19 protein-coding genes and 1 pseudogene are annotated in these 23,921 nt (G+C 74.0%); 8 read left to right on the forward strand and 12 right to left on the reverse strand.

The window, feature by feature from the left end; genetic code table 11:
- Position 1: 1 nt before the first annotated feature.
- From PVK37_RS24475 to PVK37_RS24485, 3 genes are read left to right on the forward strand one after another with little or no spacing between them, the layout of a single operon-like run.
- Entirely contained in the window at positions 2-1,552 is a 1,551-nt protein-coding gene (locus tag PVK37_RS24475) for a class I adenylate-forming enzyme family protein (RefSeq protein WP_275030150.1), read from the forward strand.
- A gap of 26 nt (positions 1,553-1,578) precedes the next feature.
- Complete coding sequence (locus PVK37_RS24480; RefSeq protein WP_275030151.1) at positions 1,579-4,674, forward strand: non-ribosomal peptide synthetase; 3,096 nt, start codon at positions 1,579-1,581, stop codon at positions 4,672-4,674.
- A complete protein-coding gene (locus tag PVK37_RS24485) occupies positions 4,674-4,934 on the forward strand; it encodes an acyl carrier protein (protein WP_275030152.1) in 261 nt (86 codons plus the stop codon). The genes PVK37_RS24480 and PVK37_RS24485 overlap by 1 nt, the downstream gene beginning before the upstream one ends.
- Positions 4,935-5,009: 75 nt before the next feature.
- Here PVK37_RS24485 and PVK37_RS24490 read toward each other — a convergent pair whose 3' ends face one another.
- Both PVK37_RS24490 and PVK37_RS24495 read right to left on the reverse strand, forming a co-directional pair.
- Positions 5,010-5,588, reverse strand: a complete 579-nt coding sequence (locus PVK37_RS24490) for an NUDIX hydrolase (RefSeq protein ID WP_275030153.1) — start codon at positions 5,586-5,588, stop codon at positions 5,010-5,012.
- A 49-nt stretch (positions 5,589-5,637) separates the two neighbouring features.
- Positions 5,638-6,525 (reverse strand): SDR family NAD(P)-dependent oxidoreductase, encoded by an 888-nt coding sequence (locus tag PVK37_RS24495; protein ID WP_275030154.1) that lies wholly within the window; start codon positions 6,523-6,525, stop codon positions 5,638-5,640.
- Between the two features lie 61 nt (positions 6,526-6,586).
- Between PVK37_RS24495 and PVK37_RS24500 the strand changes: the two genes are divergently transcribed.
- The 3 genes from PVK37_RS24500 to PVK37_RS24510 all read left to right on the forward strand — a co-directional run bounded on the left by PVK37_RS24500 (position 6,587) and on the right by PVK37_RS24510 (position 8,847).
- Complete coding sequence (locus tag PVK37_RS24500; protein WP_275030155.1) at positions 6,587-7,219, forward strand: winged helix-turn-helix transcriptional regulator; 633 nt, start codon at positions 6,587-6,589, stop codon at positions 7,217-7,219.
- A 129-nt stretch (positions 7,220-7,348) separates the two neighbouring features.
- Complete coding sequence (locus tag PVK37_RS24505) at positions 7,349-8,161, forward strand: hypothetical protein (RefSeq protein ID WP_275030156.1); 813 nt, start codon at positions 7,349-7,351, stop codon at positions 8,159-8,161.
- Complete coding sequence (locus PVK37_RS24510) at positions 8,158-8,847, forward strand: J domain-containing protein (protein ID WP_275030157.1); 690 nt, start codon at positions 8,158-8,160, stop codon at positions 8,845-8,847. Before PVK37_RS24505 ends, PVK37_RS24510 begins: the two co-directional genes overlap by 4 nt.
- A gap of 31 nt (positions 8,848-8,878) precedes the next feature.
- Here the strand turns inward: PVK37_RS24510 and PVK37_RS24515 are convergent, their stop codons facing one another.
- Complete coding sequence (locus PVK37_RS24515; protein WP_275030158.1) at positions 8,879-11,617, reverse strand: hypothetical protein; 2,739 nt, start codon at positions 11,615-11,617, stop codon at positions 8,879-8,881.
- Positions 11,589-12,341 (reverse strand): SDR family NAD(P)-dependent oxidoreductase, encoded by a 753-nt coding sequence (locus PVK37_RS24520; RefSeq protein ID WP_275030159.1) that lies wholly within the window; start codon positions 12,339-12,341, stop codon positions 11,589-11,591. The genes PVK37_RS24515 and PVK37_RS24520 overlap by 29 nt, the downstream gene beginning before the upstream one ends.
- A gap of 303 nt (positions 12,342-12,644) precedes the next feature.
- Here PVK37_RS24520 and PVK37_RS31920 point away from each other — a divergent pair, with 303 nt between their 5' ends.
- Positions 12,645-12,938: an amphi-Trp domain-containing protein gene (locus tag PVK37_RS31920; protein WP_423790836.1), complete on the forward strand. Its 294-nt coding sequence runs from the start codon at positions 12,645-12,647 to the stop codon at positions 12,936-12,938.
- Between the two features lie 866 nt (positions 12,939-13,804).
- Here the strand turns inward: PVK37_RS31920 and PVK37_RS31925 are convergent.
- Positions 13,805-14,905: pseudogene (locus tag PVK37_RS31925) on the reverse strand (AfsR/SARP family transcriptional regulator); the annotation flags it as partial.
- A 259-nt stretch (positions 14,906-15,164) separates the two neighbouring features.
- Between PVK37_RS31925 and PVK37_RS24530 the strand changes: the two are divergent.
- Complete coding sequence (locus tag PVK37_RS24530; RefSeq protein WP_275030161.1) at positions 15,165-15,965, forward strand: hypothetical protein; 801 nt, start codon at positions 15,165-15,167, stop codon at positions 15,963-15,965.
- An 88-nt stretch (positions 15,966-16,053) separates the two neighbouring features.
- On the opposite strand, the gene PVK37_RS24535 is transcribed toward PVK37_RS24530, so the two are convergent.
- The 7 genes from PVK37_RS24535 to PVK37_RS24565 all read right to left on the reverse strand — a co-directional run bounded on the left by PVK37_RS24535 (position 16,054) and on the right by PVK37_RS24565 (position 23,523).
- On the reverse strand, positions 16,054-17,217 hold the full coding sequence (locus PVK37_RS24535) for a serine hydrolase domain-containing protein (RefSeq protein ID WP_275030162.1): 1,164 nt from the start codon (positions 17,215-17,217) through the stop codon (positions 16,054-16,056).
- A 41-nt stretch (positions 17,218-17,258) separates the two neighbouring features.
- Positions 17,259-19,052 (reverse strand): vWA domain-containing protein, encoded by a 1,794-nt coding sequence (locus tag PVK37_RS24540; RefSeq protein ID WP_275030163.1) that lies wholly within the window; start codon positions 19,050-19,052, stop codon positions 17,259-17,261.
- Between the two features lie 167 nt (positions 19,053-19,219).
- Complete coding sequence (locus PVK37_RS24545; RefSeq protein ID WP_275030164.1) at positions 19,220-20,683, reverse strand: serine/threonine-protein kinase; 1,464 nt, start codon at positions 20,681-20,683, stop codon at positions 19,220-19,222.
- Between the two features lie 80 nt (positions 20,684-20,763).
- The gene (locus tag PVK37_RS24550) at positions 20,764-20,973 is read right to left on the reverse strand and encodes a hypothetical protein (RefSeq protein WP_275030165.1); all 210 of its coding nucleotides are present in this window, start codon (positions 20,971-20,973) and stop codon (positions 20,764-20,766) included.
- An 18-nt stretch (positions 20,974-20,991) separates the two neighbouring features.
- A complete protein-coding gene (locus tag PVK37_RS24555) occupies positions 20,992-22,158 on the reverse strand; it encodes a cytochrome P450 (protein WP_275030166.1) in 1,167 nt (388 codons plus the stop codon).
- Positions 22,155-23,108, reverse strand: coding sequence for a CgnE/CgnB domain-containing protein (locus PVK37_RS24560; protein ID WP_275030167.1), 954 nt, complete (start codon positions 23,106-23,108; stop codon positions 22,155-22,157). Before PVK37_RS24560 ends, PVK37_RS24555 begins: the two co-directional genes overlap by 4 nt.
- A 181-nt stretch (positions 23,109-23,289) precedes the next feature.
- A complete protein-coding gene (locus PVK37_RS24565) occupies positions 23,290-23,523 on the reverse strand; it encodes a hypothetical protein (RefSeq protein WP_275030168.1) in 234 nt (77 codons plus the stop codon).
- Positions 23,524-23,921: the final 398 nt, after the last annotated feature.

Here is a 23,921-nt window from a genome sequence, read left to right on the forward strand (position 1 = left end):
GGTGACCGCGACCCCGGTACGCCGGCCGGTGACGCCGGCCGCCCGGACCGTACCCGAACTGCTCGCCTGGCGGCGCGCGGTGCACCCGGACCGGGTGGCGGTCGAGGTGCACGGGGTGGCCGCGCTGACCTTCACCGCCTGGGACGACGAGGCGACCGCGGTGGCCCGGTCGCTGCGCCGTCGCGGGGTACGCCCCGGCGACCGGGTCGGCCTGGTGTTCGGCCCCCGCGACTGGACCGGGTACGCGGTCGCGTACTGCGGGGTGCTGCGGGCCGGGGCGGTGGCCGTACCGCTGTCGGAGCGGCTGGCCGCCGGCCAGCTCGACCACGCGTTGACGCACTGCGCGGCAGGCGCGGTGGTGCACGGCGACGACGCCGCCGCCCCGCCGGCCCCGGCCGGGGTGCCGGTGTGGCCGGTGGCCGAGCTGCGCGCCGCGCCGCAGGTGCCGGAGGCCGCGCACGCCGGGGCCGACGACGACGGGGACGTGGAGCTGCCGACGGTCCGGCCGGGTGACCTGGCGCAGATCCTCTACACCTCGGGCACCACCGGCCGACCCAAGGGGGTCGGGGCCAGCCACGCCAACCTGGTGGTCGGCGCGCCGAACCACCCCCGGCGGCTGGCGCTGGCCCACTCGGAGCGGTTCCTGCACGCCTTCGCGATCGGCACGAACGCCGGGCAGACCATGCTGTTCAACGCGCTGACCGCCAAGCCGACCGCGGTGACCCTGCCCCGGTTCACCCCGCTGCGGTTCGCCAAGCTGATCGAGACCGGCGGGGTGGGGACGGTGTTCGTGGTGCCGTCGGTCGCGATCGAGCTGCTCGAATCGGGTGCGCTGCGGGACCGGGACCTGTCCGGCGTACACCTGATCGGGTCGACCGCGGCGGCCCTCGCGCCGGCGGTGGCCGCCCGGCTGGCGGCGGTGTTCCGGCAGGCCACCATCGTCAACTACTACACCTCCACCGAGGCCGCCCCGGCCCAGACCACGATGATCTACGACCCGACACGGCGGGACGCGGTGGGTCGGCCGGTCGGCGGACAGCTCATGATCGCCGACGCCGACGGCAACCCGCTGCCGGCCGGGGCGACCGGGGACGTGTGGCTGCGTGCCCCGCACCCGCGCGCCTACTACCGGGACGAGGCCGCCAACCGGGCCACCTTCCGGGACGGCTGGGTCCGGATGGGGGACGTCGGCCGGTTGGACGCCGACGGCTACCTGTACCTCTCCGACCGGCACCAGGACGTGATCAAGTCCGGCGCGTTCAAGATCTCGTCGTTGGAGGTCGAGGCGGCACTGCACGAGCATCCCGGCGTCGCCGAGGCGGCCGTGGTGGGCGTGCCGCACCCGGTGCTCGGCGCGGCGGTGGCCGCCGTGCTGGTGCCCCGGCCCGGGACACCGCCGGACGAGGTGTCGCTGGCCGCGCTGCGCGGGTTCCTCGCCGACCGGCTCGCCGACTACCAGCTGCCGTCAAGGGTGCGGCTGGTCGACGAGCTGCCCCGCAACGAGGGCGGCAAGGTCCTCAAACGCCAGTTGACCAGCCAGTTCGACAACTGACCACCCGAAGATCGTTGGGAGAGCACGTGGGCACCGCCGAGACGACATACGCGCAGCACGCCGTCTGGTTCACCGAGCAGGCCGGGGTGGCCGGCACGGCGTACCACATGGCGCTGGGCATCCGGTTCGGCGCGGAGCTGGACCGGCGGGCGCTGGTCGAGGCGTGCGCGGCGGTGATCGCCCGGCATCCGGTCCTCGCCACCCGGGTGGTCGCCGACGACGACGGCACCCCCCGGCTGGTCCCGGCGGACGGGCGACCGGCGGTCACCTCCGGTGAGTGGACCGACGCGCGGGTCGCCGAGGAGATCGCCCGCCGCCACGACCCGGCCGTCGGGCCGCTGGCCCGGTTCGTCCTGCTCACCGCCGCCGACGGCGGTCACCTGCTGCTGGTCTGCGCGCACCACCTGGTCTTCGACGGGATGAGCAAGGACGTGCTGGTCCGGGACCTGGCCGCCGGGTACGCCGCCGCGCGCGCCGGCGGGTCGGCCGACCTGCCGGCGCTGTCCGACGGGTACCCGGGGCACGCCGCCGCCGAACAGGACCGCATCGGCGGGCAACTGCCGGCCGCCCGGGAGTACTGGGCGGAGCACTGGTCCGGCCCCGGTGACCTGGTGCTGCCCGGCCTGCGCCGGGTGCCGACCGCCGCCGAGCCCGGGGCCACCGTCGACGTGGACCTGCCCGCCGACCTGGTGTCCGGGGTGGAGCGGACCGCCCGCTCGCTCGGGGTGACCCGGTTCGAGCTGCTGCTCGCCACGGTGCACGCGCTGCTGGCCCGGTACGGCAACACCGGCGTCCCGGTCGGGGTGGGACTCTCCACCCGTACCCCGGCCCAGGCCGACCAGATCGGCCTGTTCGTCAACGAGCTGCCGGTCCGGGTCGCCCCGGCCGACGGCGACGTCGCCGGCTACGCACGGGCGGTGCGGGCCCGGGTCCGGGAGCTGAACGCGTTCCGGGACGTGCCGCTGGCCCACGCGGTGTCCGGGCTGCGGCCGGCTCCCGCGCTGACCCCGGTGTCGGTGGGCTACCGGCGGCGCGGCGCGGAGCCGACCTTCGACGGCGTGGCCAGCCGGGTCGAGTGGACGCTGTTCAGCGGTGCCGCCCGCAACGCGCTGCACGTGCAGATGGTGGACGGCCCGGACGGGCTGACCGTCGGCCTCCAGTACGCTCCGGCGGCCATCGACGCGGACGCGGTGACCCGGATCGGCGGGCACCTGCGCACCATGCTGGCCGCCGTGGTCGCCGACCCCGGGCAGCCGGTGGCCGGGCTGCCGCTGCTCCCCGCCGACGAGGCCGACCTGGTACTGCGTGCCTTCAACGACACCGGCCGGGCGTACCCGGTCGGGGTGACCGTGCCGACGCTGGTCGCCGAGCGGGTCCGGGACACCCCGGACGCGGTGGCCGTGGTCGACGGCGACCGCACGTTGACGTACGCCCAGCTCGACGCGTCCGCCGCCCGGCTGGCCGGGGTGCTGGCGGACCGGGGCGTCGGGCCGGGCACCCTGGTCGCGGTGGCCCTGGACCGGTCCTGGCAGGCGGTGGTGACGCTGCTGGCGGTGCTGCGCCGCCGGGCGGCGTACCTGCCGGTCGACCCCGGTCACCCGGTGGCCCGGCAGGAGCTGATCCTGGCCGACGCCGACCCGGCGCTGGTGGTCACCGCCGCCGGCCCGCCCGCCGGGCTCGACCCGGGCCGGCCGGTGCTCGCCCTCGACGAGCTGACCGACCTGGCCGACGCGCCGCCGCAGGACGTACCGGCCGCCGCACCGCCCACCGGTGACGACCTGGCGTACGTGCTCCACACCTCCGGCTCCACCGGCCACCCGAAGGGGGTCGCGGTACGGCACGGCGAGCTGGCGAACCTGCTGCTGGCGGTCCGGGACACCCTGGACAGCGGGCCGGCGGACCGGTGGCTGCACCTGACCTCGCTGTCGTTCGACATCTCCGGGGTGGAGGTGTTCCTGCCGCTGGTCACCGGTGGTCGGGTGGTGGTCGCGTCGGCGCTCAGCGCGCTGGACGGGGCCGGGGTGCTGCGGCTGGTCCGCGAGGCCGGGGTGACCCACGTGCAGGCCACCCCGTCCGGCTGGCGGGTGCTGCTGGAGGCGGGGCTCGACCCGGCCACCGGGGCGCAGCCGCTGGTGGCGGTCACCGCCGGCGAGGCGCTGCCGGTGCCGCTGGCCCGGGAGCTGCGGGCCCGGGTGGGCCGGCTGGTCAACGGGTACGGCCCGACCGAGGCGACCATCTACGCCACCATGGCGGACATCCCGGCCGACCCGGACGAGGTGACCATCGGCCGGCCGCTGCCGAACACCCGGGCGTACGTGCTGGACGACGCGCTGCGGCCGGTGCCGGTGGGGCTGCCCGGTGAGCTGTGCCTGGCCGGGGCCGGGCTGGCCGCCGGTTACCTGGGCCGCGACGACCTGACCGCCGAACGCTTCGTCACCGGCCCGGCCGGGACCGACGCGGGTGGCGACGCCGAGCGGATCTACCGCACCGGCGACCGGTGCCGGTGGCTGCCGGACGGCCGGATCGACTACCTCGGCCGCACCGACGACCAGGTCAAGATCCGGGGACACCGGATCGAGCTGGGCGAGATCACCGCCCGGCTGCTGGCGCACCCCGCGGTGGCCGAGGCGACGGTGGTCCTGCACACCCCGGCCGACGGGGACGACCCGAGGCTGGTCGGCTACCTGGTCACCCGGCCGGGCGTCGCGGCCCCGGAACCGGCCGAGCTGCGTGCGCACCTGGCGCTCACCCTGCCGGCGGTGATGCTGCCGGCCGACTGGGTGCTGCTGGACCGGCTGCCGCTCAGCCCGAACGGCAAGGTCGACCGGGCCGCGCTGCCCGCCCCGGCCGCGCGGGCCGCAGCGACCGCCGACGTGCCGGCGGCCGACGTCGACCCGCTGGTCGAGACGCTGCGGGAGATCTGGCAGGACGTGCTGAAGATCCCGGACATCGGCCCGCACGAGGACCTGTTCGACCTGGGTGGCCACTCGCTGACCATCACCCGGATCAGTGCCCGGATCGAGCAGCGGCTCGGCGTCGAGGTGCCGCTCGACGCGTTCTTCGACACCCCCACCATCGCCGAGATCGCCGAGATCATCCGGCAGTCCGGAAAGGAGTTCTGATGGGTACCACCGAGCTGCGGCAGCGGATCGCCGAGCTGGTCAGTGCGGCGACCGGCGGGGAGGTGACGGTGGCCGACCTGCTGGCGGGCGGCTCGATGGTCGCCCTGGGCGTGGACTCGCTGGGCCTGCTGCGGCTGGTGGACGCCATCGAGCTGGAGTACGGCGTCGAGGTCGACCTCCAGGCACCCGGCCGGGGCCTGGACACGCTGGACGACCTGGTCACCCTGGTGGCCGGGGCGCGCGCCGCGCTGACCGGCTGACGCTCCGGCGCGGGCCCCTCCGGCCGCCTGTCCGGCACCGGAGGGGCCCGGTTCGGCTGCCGGCGGGGGCCCGGTTCAGGTCCCGGCGGAGGGCCGGCCGGACAGCTTGGCGCGGAACCGGCCGAAGTGCGGATCGAACCGGGCCGGGTCGGTGCCGGACAGCTCGGCCGGCGACCACCACCGGGCCGCCCGGAACTCGCCCTGCTCCGGGTCGAGTCGCTGGTCACGGCGTACCTCGACGACGTACCACAGGCTCACGTCGGTGTGCCCGGCGTCGATGCCGACGGTCCGGGTCACGGTCAGGAACGCCGGGACCTCGGCGACGGCGTGCTCGGCCAGGACGAGACCCAGCTCCTCGTGGGCCTCGCGGCGGGCGGTGGCGGCCGGGTGTTCGTCCGGTTCGACGTGACCACCGGGCGGCAGCCACAGTCCGGCGTTGACGTGGTCGACGAGCAGGACGCCGCCGTCGTCGGGGTCCACCGGCACCACGTACGACACCAGGTGCCGGGCCGGTGTCGCCGGCCTGGCCCGGCGGAACACGTCGTCGGTGCCGGACAGCCAACGCAGGGTGTCCGCCCGGTGCTCCGCCTCCAGCGGGTCGGCCGGCACGATGTCCGCGACCAGCTCCGCCACCACCGCCACCGAGTCACGCATCCGGCCGATGATGCCAGCTCCGGCGCGGCCCTGCACCAGCCCGGTCGCCTCAGGGCGTACCGACGGTCTCCTGCGGCAGGTGGCGTGCGCACAGTTCCCGGCTCAGGGCGGTGACCGCCGCGATGGTCGCCGGGTCGGTGGCCCGGGGGTCGACGGCCCTGCGGCGGCCCCGGACCCCGACGATGCTGCCCGGCTCGACCTGGTCCGAGGTGGCCGCGATGATCGAACTGGACGCCGCGGTGGTGACGCTGGTCCGGTAGAGGTTGACGTAGATCAGCGGGAAGGCCAGCTTCATCGGCCAGGGAAAACTGTCCGGGCGCATCGACCTGCCCATGTCGGTGGCCGTGCCGCCGGGGTCGGCCGAGAGGGCGGTGACCCCGGTGCCGCGCAGCCGCCGGGCCAGCCCGGTGGTGTACGCGAGGTTGGCCAGTTTGGCCCGCCCGTACGCGGTGAAACCGAAGTACCGTCCGGACACCTCGACCCGGTCGAGGGGGGTACGGTCGGCGACCCGGACGGCCCCGGAGCTGAGGTTGACGATCCGGCCGCGTCCCCGGTCGACCATGTCGCCGACCAGCAGTTCGGTGAGCAGGTAGCCGGACAGGTGGGACAGGGCGAAAGCCGCCTCTATCCCGTCGGTGGTGAGTCCGTGCCGGCGGTAGCTGCCGCCGACGTTGTTGACCAGGACGTCGACCGGGCCGCTGGCGCGCAGCGTGGCGGCGAGGTCGCTGACCCCGGTGAGCGAGGACAGGTCGGCGCGGACGAACCGGGCCGGCGCGGGACCGGCGGCGGCGAGTTCCGCCCGGGCGGTCGCGCCGCGGCCGGGATCCCGGCCGACGATGGTGACCGCGTAGCCCTGTCCGGCGAGGCCACGTGCGGTGGCGAGGCCGATTCCCCCGGTACCGCCGGTGACGACGGCGGTGCCTGCAACGTTCTTCATGACTAAGAAAATAGTACTAGCTACGAAAAACACAAGAGGGTACGCGGTTAGAGTTGGCACCGTGCCGGACGTGCCCGCCCCACCCACGCCGACGCCGGACTCCCGGACGCTGATCGACGCCGCCGGCCGGCTACGCGGCCGCTGGGCACTGCACGTCGTGCAGGCGTTGCTGGCCGGGCCCGCCGGTTTCAACGACCTGCGGCGCGCGGTACCGGGCGCGGGCCCCAGCGTCCTCACCCGCCGCCTCGCCGACCTGGAGGCCGCCGGGATCGTCAGCCGGGAGGTCATCCCACGCACTCCCCCGGCAAGCCGCTACGCGCTGACCCCGTCCGGTACGGCGCTCGGCCCGGCCATCGAGCGGATGGTGGCCTGGGCGGCGCAGTGGCGGATCGGCGATCCCCACCACGACGTCGCCGGCGCGCTGGCGATCTTCCAGGAACGCTGGATGCTGGAACTGCACTGCGCCCTGCTGGCCGGCCCCCGGCGGTTCGGGGAACTGGCCCGGACCATCGGCGTGAACGAGGCCACGCTCAGCCAGCGCCTCGGCGACCTCGAACGCCGCGGGCTGATCCACCGGCTGACCGACCAGCCCGGGTCGCCGTACGCGTTCACGCCGGCCGGTCGGGGCTTCGAGCCGGTCGGGACGGCGCTGCTGGAGTGGGCGGCCGCCGCCTCCACGCCGCCCACTCCCTGACGGGACGTACCGGTCGCCGGGAAGGACCACCCCCCCGAATCGACACCGGGCACCAGCGGTTTCTACTGTGGAGCACCGGGCCGGCCCACGCTGCGGGCCGGCCACCCCAGGCCACTCCATCGAGGACCGATGACCGGTAACGACTCGTTGCAGCCCTTCCGACCCGACGGCCTCGTGCCACGGTCGACCGGGGTGCCCGCACGCCCCGGCCCGGCCGCACCCGTGCACCGGCCCGGGGAGGTACGGTGGTCCGACTCCCCCGCCAGCCGGGAGGAGTGCTGGCAACGCCTCAGCCCGGCGGTACGCGGCCGGGTCGACCAGCGCATCGGGCGGATGCTCGACTGGTGGGCCACCGACATCGCTGGCCGGGTCAGTGCCGCCGTGCTGGGCACCCGCGCGCTCGTCGTGGTCAACCCGACCGTCAACAGTGCCGGCCAGCCCGCGTACGAGCTGGTCACCGTGCACCTGGCCGAGGCGTCCTTCCGGTCCGCCCCGGTCCGGGGAGCCAGTCCCGAACCGACCGCCGACGCCACGGCGGGCACCACCCCGTTCGGCGCGGCACCAGGCCCGGCACCGGTCGGGTCGGCACCGGGCGGCTCCGCGCCGGGCGCACCGGGTGGGCCGGCCGGGACGCTGCCCCTCGGCCGGGACTTCACCGCCGTACTCGGGCTCCTCCCGCCCCGCGCCCAGCAACTCGTCCAGGACCCGTTCCTGGCCTCGCCGAAACCGGTGCGCGGCGACTGGTACGTCTCCTACACCGGCAACCCGGCCTCGCTGGGCGGTGCCGTCATCCGGCTGTGGTGCTACCTGACCGACGAGCGGACGCTCACCTTCTGCTCCGGTCTGGGCCACGGCTACCGGGAGGGCACCGGGGCCCGCTCGTGGGAGGTCACCTGCTGGCGTGCCACCACCCTGCCCCGGTCCGAGGCCGCGAACCGGTGAACCCGTCGCTGCGCGCCCTGGGCGGCCGGGATCCGTACGAGATTCTCGGCGTGCCGCGTACGGCCACCACCGGGCAGATCGTCGCCGCCCACCGCCAGCGGGTACGGACGCTGCATCCGGACTCGGGCACCGGGGACCTGCACGCCGCCACCCTGCTCAACCTGGCCCGGGACGTGCTCTGCGACCCGGCCACCCGCCGCGCCTACGACGAACGGACCGCCCCCGACGACGGGCCGACCGGCGCGGACGGCCCGGCCGCAGACGCGCCGGGCACCTCGCTCTGGGACGACCCGGACGTCGTCACCGGCACGACCGAGTCACCCCACACCGGGTGGCGGCACCACTCGCCACCGCCGGATCCCGGGCCGGTGGTCACCGAGACCTTCCCCGACCCGCAGCCGCAGCCGCAGCCGCCGTACGGGTATCCACCGCCGTACGGGTATCCGCCGCCCTACCACCCGCCACCCCGGGCGGGGCTGCCGCTCGGGGTGCTCGCGCTGATCCTCACCTTCGTGTGCGGACCGGTCGGTCTGGTGCTGGGCATCGTGGCGCTGAGCCGCCGACCCGCCCCCGGCACCGCAGACCGGACCTGCGCGCTGCTCGCGGTCGGCATCGAGAGCGTGCTGCTCTGCTGCACGGCGTCCTACCTCGGGCTCGTCGTCGTCGGGGGCGCTCTCGGGTCGTAGCTCCGCCGCCGACCGCGACCCGGTCGGACGCTCAGGACCGGACGATCCGTCCCAGGTGGACATCCAGCGCGCGGTCGTATCCGGTGCGCTTCGCGTCGCCGCCCGTCAGACAGCGGTGGGCGAACGGACGGGACATCGGCCGCAGCGAACGCATCCGCAGCTCCGACCCGCACAGCCCCAGTTCGCAGCCACAGCGCCCGGTGTCGGCACCGTGGGCGAGCAGGCGACTGACGAGACAGCCGGGCAGCGCGTCGTTCGTCAACGCGCCGACCCGTAGCCTCGTGCCGGTCTGGTCCGGCTCCGCCACCCGCAGGCGGGCCTCCAGCAGATTGAGCACGATCGTGGTAACGGCCAGTACGCGCGCGGCACCGTCGTCCAGTTCGTTGCCGGCGGTCGCCAGCGCATCGGTGTCGTCGGGCCAGACCGACCGGTAGACGTCGGGACCGAGGTCACCGCCTCCCGTGCGCACGACATCCGCGAGAAGCCGCGAGTAGTCGCGGGTGACGGGATGCCCGTCGGCGCTGCCTTCGTCAAGCAGGTGCCGGACCAGGCTGATCCTGGCCGGCTCCGCTGCCGCGCCGAGCACACACGCCTGCAACGCCACCAGCCGTGACACCCAGGCCCGGCCGGCGCGCACGGTACGGACGGCGGTGGTCCACACCTCGTCCGGTAACCGCCTGCCCGACTGCATCACGACGTGCGCGGCGTCCTTGCAGCCCTCGGCGAGCGAAATCTCCAGGCCGAGGTCCGCGCGCCCGTCGTCGATCAGGTCGCCTCCGGGTACCGTCGTCTCGGCGAACCGTCGTAGCAGGTCGACCACCCGCACCGCCTCGTCGCCTTCGACGACGATCGTGACGGCAGGGAGGATCCAGCCCAGTGAGGCGAGGGCGTTGCCGTGTCGCCGCCACACCGGGCCGCGTCGGTCCCGCCAGGCGAGGCCGCCGCTCTCCGCGGCGCGAACGGCTTCCTCCCACTGCGGACCGAGCCGCCGCCAGGCCGCCTCGCCGCGGCTCTGGAGCGCCCGCGCGATGTCCCTGCGGAGGCCGTGGCCGGTCCGGTTGAACAACGGCGCGCGCAGCCGGCTCCACAAATAGTCCATGGTCGTCGTGGGCAGCACACCCGGGAGACGGTTGACGAACATGGACCGCTCGGCGTCGTCGGCCGCCTCCCACAACTCGCCGAGCAGGTCGACGGACAGCTCAGGAGGGCTGACCCCGAACGAGTTCAGAGCCCGCGCGGCGTCGCCGACGGCGCTCAGCAGGCCACTGCGGACCGCGGCCTCGCAACCTGCCCGCCACACCGCTTCGCGTGTTCCGTCGTCTGCCGCGGCCGTCCGCTCGAGCAGTTCCCCGGTGAACGCCGGCCCGCCCCGCGCCACAGAGTGCCGGAACGCCGCGACGGATCCGGCCAGACGTATCCCCACCACGAGTTCGCGCAGTTCCGGGTCCAGGAACCGGATCACCTGGTCCGAGTCCCGTTCCTGCCGTTGGACGATCGACCGTCTCTCCAGTTCGATCACGCCGAGCAGAAAGCCGTCCACCCGGCTCCAATCGAGTCCGTCCACCAGGTCGGACCAGCTCGCCTGGCTGGTGTCGTGCACCAGCAGGTGCTCGACGACCCGGTCCAGGGCAGCCCAGGCGACGACGGCGACCGGCTCGGGCGTCGTGGACCTTCGGGCCAGCACGGCCGGCGCGGCTACGCCTGCGGGAAGCCGACGTAACAGCAGGGCCGTGGGGCCGTCCGTGTCGATCCGGGCGGCGAACGTCCGGAGGAGGGCCTCGTCGTCCGCGTCGTCGCCCCACATGTCGGCGGCTGCCGCGCGCAGCGTGTGCAGGCTGAGTCGCAGGTGGCGGAGGTCCGAGCCGATCCGTCTCAGCAGCCCGTCCGTCGTCCGGGACGGTGCCGCGCCCCGGGTGACCAGACTGAGCAGGGCGGTGTGGCTGATCGGCGCCAGTCGGATCCGGGCCGCGAGCGCCTCCGGCGGGGTGGCGTTGGCACCGATGACGGCGACGTGCGCGAGATGGGCGGCGCTCAGCTCGTCCAGGCGTCGCCGGATGGCTTCCGCCGCCGACGAGCGGCGAGACAGGTGCACCCGGCAGTCGAGGCCGTCCACCAGGACGACGATCCTCCGTTGCTTCGCCAGGAGTTCCATGGTGCGCAGTAGCGGGGCGTCCACCCCCGCGTGTGCCATCAGGCGACCGAACCTCTCGGTGGCGGCCTGGACGACGGACGCCCCGGTCAGGTCCGCCTCGTCGAGTTCGATCGCCACCACGCCCCGCTCGGACAGTACGGTGACGAGCTGACGCAGGAACGAGGTCCGGCCGCTACCGGCCGACGCCTCGATGACGATCGAGCCCGACTGTCCGACATCCGTGAGCTGTGCCGCGATGGCGCCTGCCTGCCGGACGCGATCCGTCGGCCGGTCCGTGCCGGCGCCGGAGGTTACCCGCTGGACGGCGAGCAGTCGGCGCAGCGCCTGCCGCCGCGCGGTGACCACGAAGGTGACCACGGCGGCGGCACCGACCACCACCGACGCGGCCACGTTCACCGACAGGTCCGCGGCGGTACCGACCAGGCCCTTCCCGTCGACGGCGAGCGCCAGGCCACCCAGGATCAGCGCGGCGGAGACTGCCGCGGGTAGCCAGGTGACGAGTCGTCCAGCGGCGCGACGCGGCAGACCGACCGTGGCCCGTCGCACGAACGTCCGTCCGGCCCGGAACCGGGCACGCCAGAGGAACGTGTCAACGGCGGGCCAGATGTTGTCCGGCATCAGCGACGACTACCTCACCCGACAGTGCAGGATTCGCTATTGCGACCGCGGTCAGCGCCGCTGCGGCCTCGTCCGGACTGAGTACCGACCCGCGCGGCGTACGGCTGCCTATGCTATCGAAGTCGGTCTCCCTGCCCATCAGCCGACCGAGACGGACGTAGTTGGCCGTCCGGGTGGTTCCGAGGGCCACCGCGTTGATCCGGATTCGGTCCCGTGCCAGGGGCCCCGCGAGAGCGGCCACCAGTCCGTGCAGGCCGGCCTTGGCAGCGGAGTAGCCCGGTGCCCCGTAGCCGCCGAAGGCGTTGGTGGAGGACGTCAACGTGTACGAGCGGTCTCCGTCGGTCGCGCGGAGAAGGTCGACCGTGGCCCGGATGACCGTGTGCGCGCTGAACAGGTTGAGCGCGACGGTTCTCTCGAACACCCCGGCCGGCACCCGCGCCAGGTCGGTCTGGCGCAGCTCCTCGACGTCGCTTCCCCCGACCACGTGGACGACGTACTGCAGCGCGCCCGCCGCCGCCAGGTCGTGGAGCGCGGTCTCCGGCACCTCGGCGGCTGTCAGGTCCACCGGCTGGTACGAGGACAACGGGAGGTCCGCCCGGGGCGGCACGACGTCCCATCCGACGACCGTGTAACCGGCGTCGTCGATACGCCGGCACACCGCGGCTCCGATGTCCCCTGAGCACCCCGTGACCAGGGCGGTGCGGGGGACGCTTCCGTCTATCACGGGGCAAGCCTACGACCGACGGTCGAGGCACGACCGGATCTCCGGTGCCCACGTACCCCTGAGGGCCCCTGACGACCGGCCCCGATCCGGGGACGATCGGCCACCCGGCGGTATCGGGCACGCCGGGAAACCGCGGTATCGCCGCCATCGAGTCGATCGAGCGGCCCGGTGCTGCAGCGTGACCAGCAGGTCCAGCAGGGGCGTCGCCAGGCGACCACGCGCGTCAGCGGCCACCGCGTCCGTACGCCCGGTACGGGCGGGGCCACCGCCGGTCCGTCCACGATGGAATGACAGCATGTCGGGATGGATATCTACGAGGACGCCCGGACCGTGTCGCGGGCGGATCTGGCCGCCTGGCTGCGGCAGGTCGCCAACCAGCTGGAGACCACCGGACAGGTCTTCTACGGCGCTGCCGGAACGATCGCCGTGCCGGACCGGGTCCGGTGCGAGCTGGAGATCGAGCAGGAGGACGACGAGTTCTCGGTCGAGATCGAGTTCTCCTGGGCGGCCCCGAAGGCCATCGAGTCCGCCGACTCCGCCGGTGAGCCGGACGGTGAGGAGGACGGGACGACCCCGGAGACCACGGCGGCCGAGTGACCCAGCGGTACCCGCACACCCGGCACCGCGAGTCGGCGACGACGGACGACCCTGGTCCGGGGGTACTCCCCGGGCCGGGGTCCACCCGTCGGATCCCCGCTGGTCCGTCGGTGTCGTGCGCGCTCCCGGTCGACCGACGGGAGCTGACGTGCGGCGTACGCCCGGATCGAGGCCAGCAGCCGGTAGCGGCGCGGGGCGGTCGTGGTGTCGACGGTGACCAGTGACTTACGGACCAGCGCGACGAGGTGGGCGATCAGCCGGCCGTCGGCAGCACGACGGTCTACGCCGAGCCCGTCGGCACCGGGCCGGTCCACGCCGGACCGGCCGTCGGCACCACGACGGTCCGCGACGAACCGGCCGTCGACGCCGCGCCGGTCCACACCGAACCGGCGGGCGGCGGCCAGGTCGAAGCTTCCCTCGATGGCGCTGAGCCGGTCGAGCAGCCGTCGTTCGCCGTCGGTCAGCGACCGGTAGCTCGCGCCGATCGCGGCGGCCAGGCTGCGGTGCCGTTCCGGGCGGTGCGGACCGGCCGTGAGCAGGGTGAAGCGGTCGTCCATCCGGTCGGCGACCTCGACCAGGGACAACGCCCGGCACCGGGCGGCGGCGAGTTCGATGGCCAGCGGCAGCCCGTCGAGGTCCACGCAGAGCCGCTCGGCGACAGCCCGGTCACCGTCCTCGATTCGCCCGCCCACCGCGGCGATCCGCTCGGCCAACAGGGTGACCGCGTCCCCGACGGGCAGCGGCGGCACCGCCAGGACGTGTTCGCCGGGAATGTCGAGGGCCTCCCGGCTGGTCGTGAGGATCCGCAGCCGTGGGCAGCGGGCGAGGAGCCCGCCGACCGCCGGGACCAGACGCGGTAGCAGGTGTTCGCCGTTGTCGAGGACCAGCAGCGTCGACCGGTCGGCCAGCGCCGCGGTGAGCTGATCCGGGTCGCCGCCCGGCCGGCCGAGGGCGTCGGCGATCGCGTCGATCACAGCTGACGGCTCCCGCAGGTCGGCCAGGTCGACCAGCCACGGGCCGTCACGGTCGGTACGGCGGCGGGCGAGTTCCCGGGCCAGCCGGGTCTTCCCGACACCCGGCGGCCCGGTCAGGGTGACCAGCCGGTACGCGGCCACGGCTGCTTCGGCCCTCGCCAGTTCGGCGGTACGTCCCACGAAGGACGAGAGCCGGGCCGGTACGTTCCCGCCGCCGGCCGCCAGGGCCGGTGCCGCGGGCGCGCGGTCCGTCCCGGCCGGCACTGCGACCGCCCGGTCCGCCCCGCCTACCAGGACCGGCGGGGAAGCGGCGGTGAGCGACTCGTCGTGGGTGAGGATCGCGGTCTCCAGGCGGCGCAGCGCCGGCCCCGGGTCGGTGCCGAGCTGCCCGGCCAGTTCGGTACGGGCGCGGCGGAGCACGGCGAGCGCGTCGCCCTGCCGGCCGGACCGGTACAGCGCCAGGGCGAGCAGTTCCCAGCCGCGTTCCCGCAGCGGGTGTTCGATGACCAGCGCCTCCAGGTCACCGAGGACGGCGGTGTGCCGGCCGAGGTCGAGCAGGGCCCGGATCCGTAGTTCGACGGCGGTGGCGCGGGCCGCCTCCAACCGGGTGACCTCGGGCAGCGCGAACGGCCGGTCACCGACGTCGGCGTAGGCGGGCCCGCGCCACAGCGTCAGGGCCGCCTCCAGGGTGACCGCCGCCTCGCCGGCCCGGCCCTGGTCGAGCAGGGTGCCCCCGTGCCCGAGCAGGGCGGTGAAGCGTTCGGCGTCGACCCGGTCCGGGGGCAGGCGTACCGCGTACCCGGGCCCCTCGCGGACCAGCAGGCTCCCGGAGCGGGCGGTGCGGTCGGGCTCCAGGGCCCGGCGCAGGCCGGCGACGTAGCCGTACAGGGTGGCGCGGCTGGCGGTCTGGTCCCGGTCGCCCCAGACCAGGTCGCGCAGGCGGTCCACCGGGACCACGCGGCCCCGGGCGAGGAGCAGGGCGGCCAGTACCATCCGCTGCCGGCGACCGCCGAGCGGCACCGGCCGGCCGCCGCGCCGGGCGCTCACCGGGCCGAGTACGCACAGCTCGACGCCGGTTGCCGCATCCGTCACGGATCACCTCCACTGCCCCGGTGCGCCGCCGGGCTCGACTCGTCGCCCCCTGTGGACGCCGGCGGTGATCGGGATGGTTCGTGTCGGGTAGCGGACTGTCCCGCCGGGTCCCCAGCCGGACCCCAGACGGATCCCAGACGGGCCGCGTTCGCTGCCGATCATGAGACGTCTTCTCGCGGCTGTCGCCGCGGCGGTGGTCGCCGTCACCGCCGCCGTCACGGTCACCGCCGTCCCCGCCAGCGCCCAGCCCGACTGCGACCAGTTCCCACCGCCGCCGATCTGCCTGCCGCCGGAGGAGGACCCGCCGCCGCCGGAGGGCAGTGACAAGTCGCCCACCGGCCGGGTCGAGTCGTACGGCTACGCCAGCGGCCAGTTCCACCTGCGCGGGTGGGCCCGGGACGTCAACGGCGGGCCGGTGACGGTCTGGGTCAACGTGGACGGGCCGTTCGTCGGCGGTTTCCCGGCCGGGCAGTGGCACGCCGGGCAGGGCGGGTACGTCGGCTTCGACATCACCGTGCCGGCACCCTCCACGGCCGGCACCCACCAGGTGATGGTCACCCTGGTCAACGTGCCGGACGGGACGCAGCCCGAGGCACCCTACTCGTCGATCCTGAACTACCTGACGTACACGGTCACCCCGACCGCGCCGGCCGACCTGACCCTGACGCCGGGCCGGATCAACGGCCAGTACGCCGTGACGGTGGGCTTCACCGACCTGTCCACCAGCGAAGAGGGCTACTCGATCACCTACGACTGGCTGGCCCGCACGTTCGAGGACGGGCGCTGGGTGTACACCCCCGAGGCCCGGACCGTCACGGTCGGCCCCGGCGCGGGGACCGGCTGGTACACCCACACGGTCGGTTCGCTGCTGCCGAACACCTTCTACCGGTTCTACGTCCGGACGAAGGAGAACGGTCTGCTCTCCACCACGGTCTCCGCCGGGGTCACCATTCCCGAGTGATCCGGGCGGCGGCGCGGTCCGCGGGTGCGGCGCGACCGGCCGGCCGCGGGGGTGGGGACGGCGTGGCTCGTCGCCCCCCCCCCGCGGGTCACGCCGACAGACAGGCCCGCAGGGCCGCGGTGAGCCGGTTGGACCGGTCGTCGACGGACCCGCCCATCTGGTTGACCACGTAGCCGAAGCCGATGCCGTACCGGTCGTCGCCGAAGGCGAGGTGCCCGCCGGCGCCGTCGTGGCCGAAGCTCCGCGTGCCGAGCAGAGGTCGGGCCGGCGGCGAGTCGAGCAGGAAACCGGTGCCCCACCGCTGACCGGCGTCCGGCCCGCCGTGGAACTGCCGGCCCCGGACCCGTACCACGGTGGCGTCGTCCACGGACGCGGTGCTGAGCAGCGGCGGCCCGTCGACACCGGAGACGCAGGCGGCGTAGAGCCGGGCCAGCCCGTCGGCGGTGCTGACCGCGCCGGCCCCGGGTAGCCCGGCCGCCTGGATGGCCGGGTCGTTGAAACTGACCAGACCGGTGTCGTCGGCGGGGAACGCGTGCGCGCCGCCCATGGTCGCGGCCCGCTCCACCCAGTCGGGCATCGGCTCGCCCGGCGGCCCGGCCTCGGCCGGCGCGGCCACCATCCAGGCGACCGTGTCGCGTTCGGCGGCCGGCAACCCGAGCCAGGTACGCAGCCCGAGCGGGCCACCGAGGGTGTCCTGGACCAACACCCCGGGCATCCGGCCGGTGATCCGGCGGAGCACCTCGCCGACCAGCCAGCCGTACGTCATCGGGTGGTAGGCGTGCGCGGTGCCCGGCTCCCACAGCGGGGTCTGCGCCTCGATCGCCTCGACGACCGGTGTCCAGGCGAGCACCTCCGGCAGGGTGAACGGGCGGTCCAGCGCCGGCAGGCCCGACTGGTGGGTGAACAGCCACCGCACCGGAACGTCCGCCTTGCCGTGGCCGCCGAACTCGGGCCAGTAGCGGGTCACCGGGGCGTCCAGGTCCAGCCGGCCCTCCTGCACCAGCAGGTACGCGCAGACCGCCAGGATTCCCTTGGTGCAGGAGAAGACCACAGCGGGGGTGTCGGCGGTCCAGGGCCGTCCGGATCGGGGGTCGGCGAGGCCGCCGTACAGGTCGACGACCTTGCGGCCGTGCCGGTAGACGGTGACGGCCGCGCCCACCTCGCCACGGCTGGCGAAGTTGTCGCGGAACACGTCGGCGACCGGGCCGAAGGACTCGTCGGCGTCGCCGTGGATGGGGGGTCGGGTGGTCACGCGGTCGCCCTTCGGGGGTGGGGAGCGGGTCGTGGTCGGGCTCAGAAACTGCTGACCAGTTTGACGAACGCCTCGTCGATCATCGCCGGGTCGGTGGCGTCGAACGCCTTGCCGGAGGACGCCTTGGCGATCCGGTCCAGGGTGGCGAGGTCGGAGTCCCGGTCGAAGGCGATGCAGAAGACCTTCACCGGGCGTTCCGGGTCCAGGGCGACGTCGGCGAGCAGCCGGGCCAGGTCGTTGTCCCGGGTGTACTCGTTCTTGCCGTCGGTCAGCACGACCACCGCGTTGATCCGGTCCGGGTCGTACCGGTCGAGCAGTTGCCGGTGGGCGGCCCGGACCGTCGCGTACAGCGCGGTGCTCCCCTCGACGTGCAGGTTGGCGATCCGGCTGGTGACCTTCTTCCGGTCGAAGTCACCGAGCCGGACCTCCTCCCGGTACGGGCCGTCGGGGCGTTGCGACGTCTCCGACGAGAACGACCAGAGCCCCACCCGGTCCTCCGGGTTGAGCAGCGCCAGGCCCTTGGCCGCCGCCGCCGAGGCCACCTGGAAGCGGGTACGGTTGCCGATCGCCGCCTCCATCGACCCGGAGGTGTCCAGCGCGATGAGGATGTTGGCCTTCTTGCGCAGCGTGCCCCAGCCGTCCAGCATGGCGTCGACCACGCCCGGGTCCGGCGGATCGAAGTAGGTCAGCCCGCCGGTGGGTTCGGTGCCGACGCTGGCGAGCAGCTCGTCCGGGGCCCGGCGTTCGTGGTCACGGAAGCCGAGGTCGGCGAAGGCCGCCTGCTGGTCCTTGTCGGTCAGGAAGGTCAGGAAGTCGTCCGCGGCGGCGCGCTGCCGTTCGTCGGCGGTGGGCAGCACCACGTACGGGTGGTCCAGGTTGAACGTGCCCTCCTTCGGGTGGATCGCGACCAGCGGCACGTTCGGCTTGCGGCCGCGCTGCTCGCCGTCGCCCTTCGGGCTCAGCTCCCCCTCGTTGTAGAGGTGGACGAGTTCCTCCTGCATGACGACGGCGCTCAGGTCGTCCGTGCTGGCGCCCCCGCCGGCCAGGTCGGCCTCGGCGTGGTCACGCAGCAGGTCCACCACGTCGTCGCTGTAGTGCGACACGTTCGCCTCGATGCGGCGGACGAACTGGGTCACCTTCGGGTCGGCGAGGTCGGCGCGGGTCAGGTCGCTGGCGCGCTGCACGGCGGCGTAGTAGGTGGCGATGGTGGCGGCCAACCCGGAGGTGGACAGGTTCGGATTGTCCTTGCCGAAGGTGAAGCGGCCCCACTCCGGCTTGCCGAATCCGGCCCAGCCCTCCCGACCGGACAGGCCGAGGATCTCACCCCAGCCCAGCGCGCCACGCTGGCGGATCAGGTCGGCCTTGGGCTTGGGCATCGCGATGACCAGCGGGCTGTTCGCGATCGACGGGTACCGGTCCGGGGTCTGTGGTGGCCGTCCGGCGGCCTGGTCGAGCAGCCGCAGCTGACCGGTCCACAGGCTCGACGTAGGCAGCCAGACCTGCGGCCGGGGCAGCCCGGTGCCGGTCCAGCCGGCGGCCAGGACCTCGGTGGCCTTGCCCGAGGTCAGGGCGGTGACGTGCACCCGGGCGCAGCCGCCGCCGTCGAGCGTCCGGTCGGCGCTGTTGTACCGCTCGGCCAGCCCGGCCACCAGCGCCGCCTTCTCGGTGGAGGAGTTGACCTCCAGGGTGACGGTGCAGTCGGCCCGGGGCCGTCCCGGGTCCTGGTCCTGCCCGCGGACCAGTAGGAACGCTCCGGCGATGACCACCAACCCGGCGGTGACGGCGGCGGTGTACGGCAACCACTGCCGGTTACCCGACGATGGCGCTACGGCCATGGGAGAGCCCTCCTCGACGGTCGACTGACGGAAGTCAACCTATCGGTTGGCCGCCAACGGACCGGCCCGCAGACCACCCGGCGGAACAACTGGCGGTACGACTGGCGGCGCGGCCGGCGGTACGACTGGCAGCGCGGTGCACGGCGGCCAGCGGCGACCAGCGACGGTCAGCGGCGGTCGGGGCGGCCCGCGAGGGACACCGCGAGCAGCAGCCGGACCAGGTAGACCACGACGAAGGCGACCAGCCCGGTCGCCGCAGCGGTGGCGACGTCCTCCGACGCGACGTAGCCGGCGGCCGACCCGGCCAGACCGAGGAAGATCGCGGCGGACATCCCCCACGGGTCGACGGCCTCCCGCCGTAGCCGGGTCCCCCAGCCGTCACCCTCCGGGCGGGACGGCGCGACCTGCACCGTGGGCGCGGCCGGTCCCGGCCACGCGGCCGATCCCACCGACGCGGACGGTCCGGCATACGCCGCCGGTCCCGTGGACGCCGACGGACCGGCATACGCCGCCGGTCCCGTGGACGCCGATGGTGACGCGGGAGCCGGTGGGTCCGGCCGGAGCTGCGCCGGCACCACCGACACCGGCCGGTCGTCCGGCGACGGGGACGGCGGGACCGGCACCGGCGCGGCGACCGGCCGGACCGCCACCGGCGACGACGGCGACGATGGCGGCGCATCGGCCGGTGGGACCGGCGACGACGGGTCGGGCAGTGGCAGCGGCTGGTTCGGGGTGGGCGCTCCGGCGGTGTCGTTGCCCAACTGGAGCACGGTCTCCCGGCGGAGCGGACTGGTCACCCTGGCGTCCTGCCGGAGCAGCCGGATCAGCACCTGCTCGGCCTCGGGCCGCCGGCCCGGGTCCTTGTCCAGGCACTCCCGGATCAGCTCGTCCAGGCCGGGCGGCAGCGGCGGCAGCTCGGGCGGGGCGTGCACGACCCGGTGCATCACGGCGAACAGCGAATCGTTGCCGAACGGTGGCTGCCCACCGGCGGCGAAGGCGATGGTGCCGGCCCAGGCGAAGATGTCGCAGGCCGGGGTGACCGTGTCGTTCTGGAACCGTTCCGGGGCCATGTACGCGGCCGTGCCCAGCACCCGGCTGGTCGCCGTCTCGGTGACCCCCAGGGCCCGCGCGATACCGAAGTCGATGACCCGTGGGCCGTCCCGACCGAGCACCACGTTGTCCGGTTTCAGGTCACAGTGCACGACGTCGGAGCGGTGGATCGCGGCGAGCGCGGTGGCGGTGCCGACCGCGAGCCGGTGCAGGGCGTTGCCGCCGACCGGGCCGTGCTCGCGGACGTGCCGGTACAGCGTCGGGCCCTCGATGAACTCGCTGACCACGTAGGGCTGGTCACCGTCCACCTCGGCGGCGAGCACCTGGGCGGTGCAGAACGGCGCGACCCGCCGGGCGGCGGCGATCTCGCGCAGGAACTGTGTCCGGGCCCGGGGATCACTCAGGTCGACGTGGACCATCTTGACCGCCACCCGGTGACCCTGGTCGTCCTCGCCGAGGTACACCACCCCCTGCCCGCCCATGCCGAGGCGACCGACCAGACGGTAGGGGCCGGCGGTGGCGGGATCGTGGGTCCACAACGGCGTCAGTCCCGGCACCGGCCCCTCGGCCCGTCCTGTCATCGGCGACTCCATCGGTGTCGTGTCCGCGCCGACGGCACCGGACCCCGGCCATCGTGCCATGCCGGCACCGACGGCCACGGTCAGAAGGGTACGCCGCAGGGACAGCCGGGCCGCCGGAACATGCACCCGGCCGGGGCGTCACCGGTCGGTGCGCCGTCGGCGGGTGGCTCGGCACGGGCCACCGGGTAGGTCCGGTGCGGTGTGGTGATGGTGCGCGGCGGCCGGCTGCCGCTACCGAAGAAGGAGAGCTTGCGGATCGGTTGCCCCGGCGCGGTCGCGGAATCCGTCACGGTGGTGTCCCCTCTCGCTCAGTCCCAGACGACGGGCACGGTCCGTACGACACCGCCGTCGCGGCGGATCTCGTCCAGGAGACGGTCCGGTGACACGGCGAGCCGGAGCGTCGGCAGCCTGCGGAACAGCGCCCGGTACAGCAGTTCGAGCTCGAGGCGGGCCAGGTTGGCCCCCGGGCACCGGTGTCGCCCGTAGCCGAAACCCAGGTGCGGGTTGGCCGGCCGGCGCCCGTCGAAGTCGTACGGGTCGGCGAAGTGGTTCTCGTCGTAGTTCGCGGTGTGCGTGTCGAGGATCAGCAGGTCACCGACGTTGATCTGGGCGTCGGCGAGCTGGAAGCTGGTGTTCGCGTAGCGGGACAGCCCGTTCGGCGGGTTCGCCTCCGGTCGGGGGCGCACGAAGGAACGGACCCGGACGATCTCGTCGATCAGGCCCGGGGCGAGTTCCTCGTCGTCGAGCAGGGCCCGCTGCTCGGGATGGTTGAGCAGCAGGACCAGCCCGTGGTCGAGGACCGACGTGGGGGTGATGCTCCCGGCGATCAGGATCAGCGCGGCGAGGTTCTGCATCGGTGGCGCGGCGGTGCCGGCCGCCTGCCCCGAGCGGTCCGCCCGGGCCAGCACCGTGAGCAGGTCCTCCCGCGGGGACCGGGCCCGTTCCCGGAGCTGCTGGAGCATGTAGTCCTGCAACTGCGACACGGCGGCGCTGGCCCCGTGCCGGTCGGCCCCGTCGTGGGTACGTTCGATGAGCGCGCCGAGGTGCTCGTGGTCGTCGTCCGGGACGCCGAGGACCACGCCCACCACGGTACGGGGCAACGGTTCGGCGACGAGCTGGTGGAAGTTCGCCGGCTGCGGGGCGTCGGCCAGGCGCTGGACGTGCTCGTCGACCACCCGCTGGACCAGGTGCCGGAGCCGCTGCGAGGCCCGCCAGCTCGCGATGGTCTGCATGACCTGGCGCATCAGGTCGTGCTGGGCGCGTTCCTGCTCGGGGGTGACGTCGAGGGGCCCGACCATCGGCGAGTTGAGCATCCGGGAGGCGAGTCGCGGTACGGGGTGCGCCAGCCCGAGCCGTTCGTCGCCGAGCAGCGAGCGCACCAGGTCGTAGCAGCCCACGTGCCAGGCGAGGGCCCCGCCGGAGGCCCGTACGACCCGCAGGCACTCGGCGTGCGCCGCGTCCGGGGTGGCGGTCATGCGAGGATCGCCTTCGGGGCCACCAGGTCGATGTGCGCGCCGGTGACGCCGTTGCCGAGTCCGATGTGCAGCCCGCCGACGGCCTCGTTGAACTGCGAGTTGATGCTCCAGTCGACGTCCACGGGCCACTGGATGGCGGCGAACCCGAACTCGGTGATGAACTCCCGTTTGTTGGGGTCGACGAAGGTCAGCACCTCGTCGAGGACCGATTCCGGGCCGCAGGTCAGGCTGACCGGGCGGGAGTCCCTGATCTCGACGACGATGGGTGCGCCGCCGTTGCGGGCACGCAGGTCGGTCAGGTAGTTCCAGGCCCGGGCGGCGGTCTGCCCGATGCGGTCGGCGTAGAGACGGTGGTGGGCCACCACGAATCCCTCGGCCACGAAGGTGCCGTTCATGTCGTGGTGCGGACGCTGGGTCTCCGGTGCCGAGACGAGACCGACCTCGAGGTACTGGGCGATGCTGACCCACTCGCCGCGCTGGATGGCGATGTTGCCCTTGGGGCTCATCAGGTTGACCTCGTCGCCGAGGACGACCTCGACGTCCGTGCCGCCGCCGACGAGGCGGAGCCGGGGCGCGGTCTCGAGTTGGCCGAGCCAGTACTGGACACCGTCGACACAGCGAGGCAGGTCGATGTCGGCGAGCAGGGTGAGCATGTACCGGGCGCCGTGCTCGGTGCCGCAGAACGAGGCGACCGGCACCACGAGCATGGCCGAGTTCCCGAAGTGCTGCTCGATGACCGGCCCGGGTGGCGTGGTGGTGAAGTCGATCGGGATGGCCACCACGTCCCGGAGCAGGTCCGGGTCCGTCGTGGTGATCTCGCTGTAGGAGCAGGCGGTCAGCCCGTGCTCCCGCAGGACGTCGACCAGGGCGGCCGAGTCACTGAGGAAGGTGGGCACCCGACCCGAGAAGGCCGGTTTCAGGTTCGACCCGAGCGACTCGAGGCTGGGCACGCTTGTCCTCCAGGGGTGAACGGGTGCGGACGCGTCCCGGCCCGGCGGGGCGGGGTTTCGGGCGGGCAGCGCCGCCCGGAGACAGGCCGTGGAGGGATGCGGCGCTGCCGGCCCGACCGTCGACGCACCGGACCGGCAACACGTTCGCGGGGTCAGTGACCATTGGGCGGGTCGCCCAGGGTCAGAAGGTGGCGCTGCAGGGGCAGAGCTGGGGCTCCGCGGGGGCGGCGAACTCGACCCCTTCGGGGGCCGCCGCGATCTCGTCGTAGACACCCTCGACGTAGGACTGGGTGTAGGTCTCCCGGAGGACCAGTGGTGCGTTGTCCACGTTCCAGGAGCCGGCCGCCGTGGTGACCGTGTTGTCGCCGTGCACGCCGTCACCCAGCATGCGCAGTTTTCTGGTTTCTACCGCCACTTGTCACACCTCCCGTGCCCGAAGGCAGAGCTGGTCAATACGCCGAACGTATACTACGAATCCAAAACACTCAACCAGTTGACGTGAGTCAATCTTTAATTGAAGATCCATTTTCTGTCTGACGGATCTTGCCAATGCGGCCCACGTCGCCGGGCACCGGGGCATTCCAGCAGGCGGTTCACGATTCGCACGACCCGCCCGGCACCCGTCGACACCCGCCCCGAGACCCGTCGCCATCCACCCCGAGACCGCGCCCGGAGCAGGACCGACCCGGCCGCACCGGGACGGCGACCGCACTGGAGCACCCCGCCCGGTGGACGGCCCACCCTGACCCGACAACGCTCGCCCCACCCACCGCACACCCGGCCCCGGGCCACGCCCTGCGGCACCCGGCACCC

Source organism: Micromonospora cathayae, from assembly GCF_028993575.1.
In the GTDB taxonomy this organism is placed as follows: domain Bacteria; phylum Actinomycetota; class Actinomycetes; order Mycobacteriales; family Micromonosporaceae; genus Micromonospora; species Micromonospora cathayae.

Coding starts and splice junctions, on each gene's coding strand:
- PVK37_RS24485 (WP_275030152.1), top strand. CDS start 4,674: ATGGGTACCACCGAGCTGCGGCAGCGGATCGCCGAGCTGGTCAGTGCG.
- PVK37_RS24505 (WP_275030156.1), top strand. CDS start 7,349: ATGACCGGTAACGACTCGTTGCAGCCCTTCCGACCCGACGGCCTCGTG.
- PVK37_RS24530 (WP_275030161.1), top strand. CDS start 15,165: ATGAGACGTCTTCTCGCGGCTGTCGCCGCGGCGGTGGTCGCCGTCACC.
- PVK37_RS31920 (WP_423790836.1), top strand. CDS start 12,645: ATGGATATCTACGAGGACGCCCGGACCGTGTCGCGGGCGGATCTGGCC.
- PVK37_RS24540 (WP_275030163.1), bottom strand. CDS start 19,052: ATGGCCGTAGCGCCATCGTCGGGTAACCGGCAGTGGTTGCCGTACACC.
- PVK37_RS24555 (WP_275030166.1), bottom strand. CDS start 22,158: ATGACCGCCACCCCGGACGCGGCGCACGCCGAGTGCCTGCGGGTCGTA.
- PVK37_RS24490 (WP_275030153.1), bottom strand. CDS start 5,588: ATGCGTGACTCGGTGGCGGTGGTGGCGGAGCTGGTCGCGGACATCGTG.
- PVK37_RS24545 (WP_275030164.1), bottom strand. CDS start 20,683: ATGACAGGACGGGCCGAGGGGCCGGTGCCGGGACTGACGCCGTTGTGG.
- PVK37_RS24515 (WP_275030158.1), bottom strand. CDS start 11,617: ATGCCGGACAACATCTGGCCCGCCGTTGACACGTTCCTCTGGCGTGCC.
- PVK37_RS24495 (WP_275030154.1), bottom strand. CDS start 6,525: ATGAAGAACGTTGCAGGCACCGCCGTCGTCACCGGCGGTACCGGGGGA.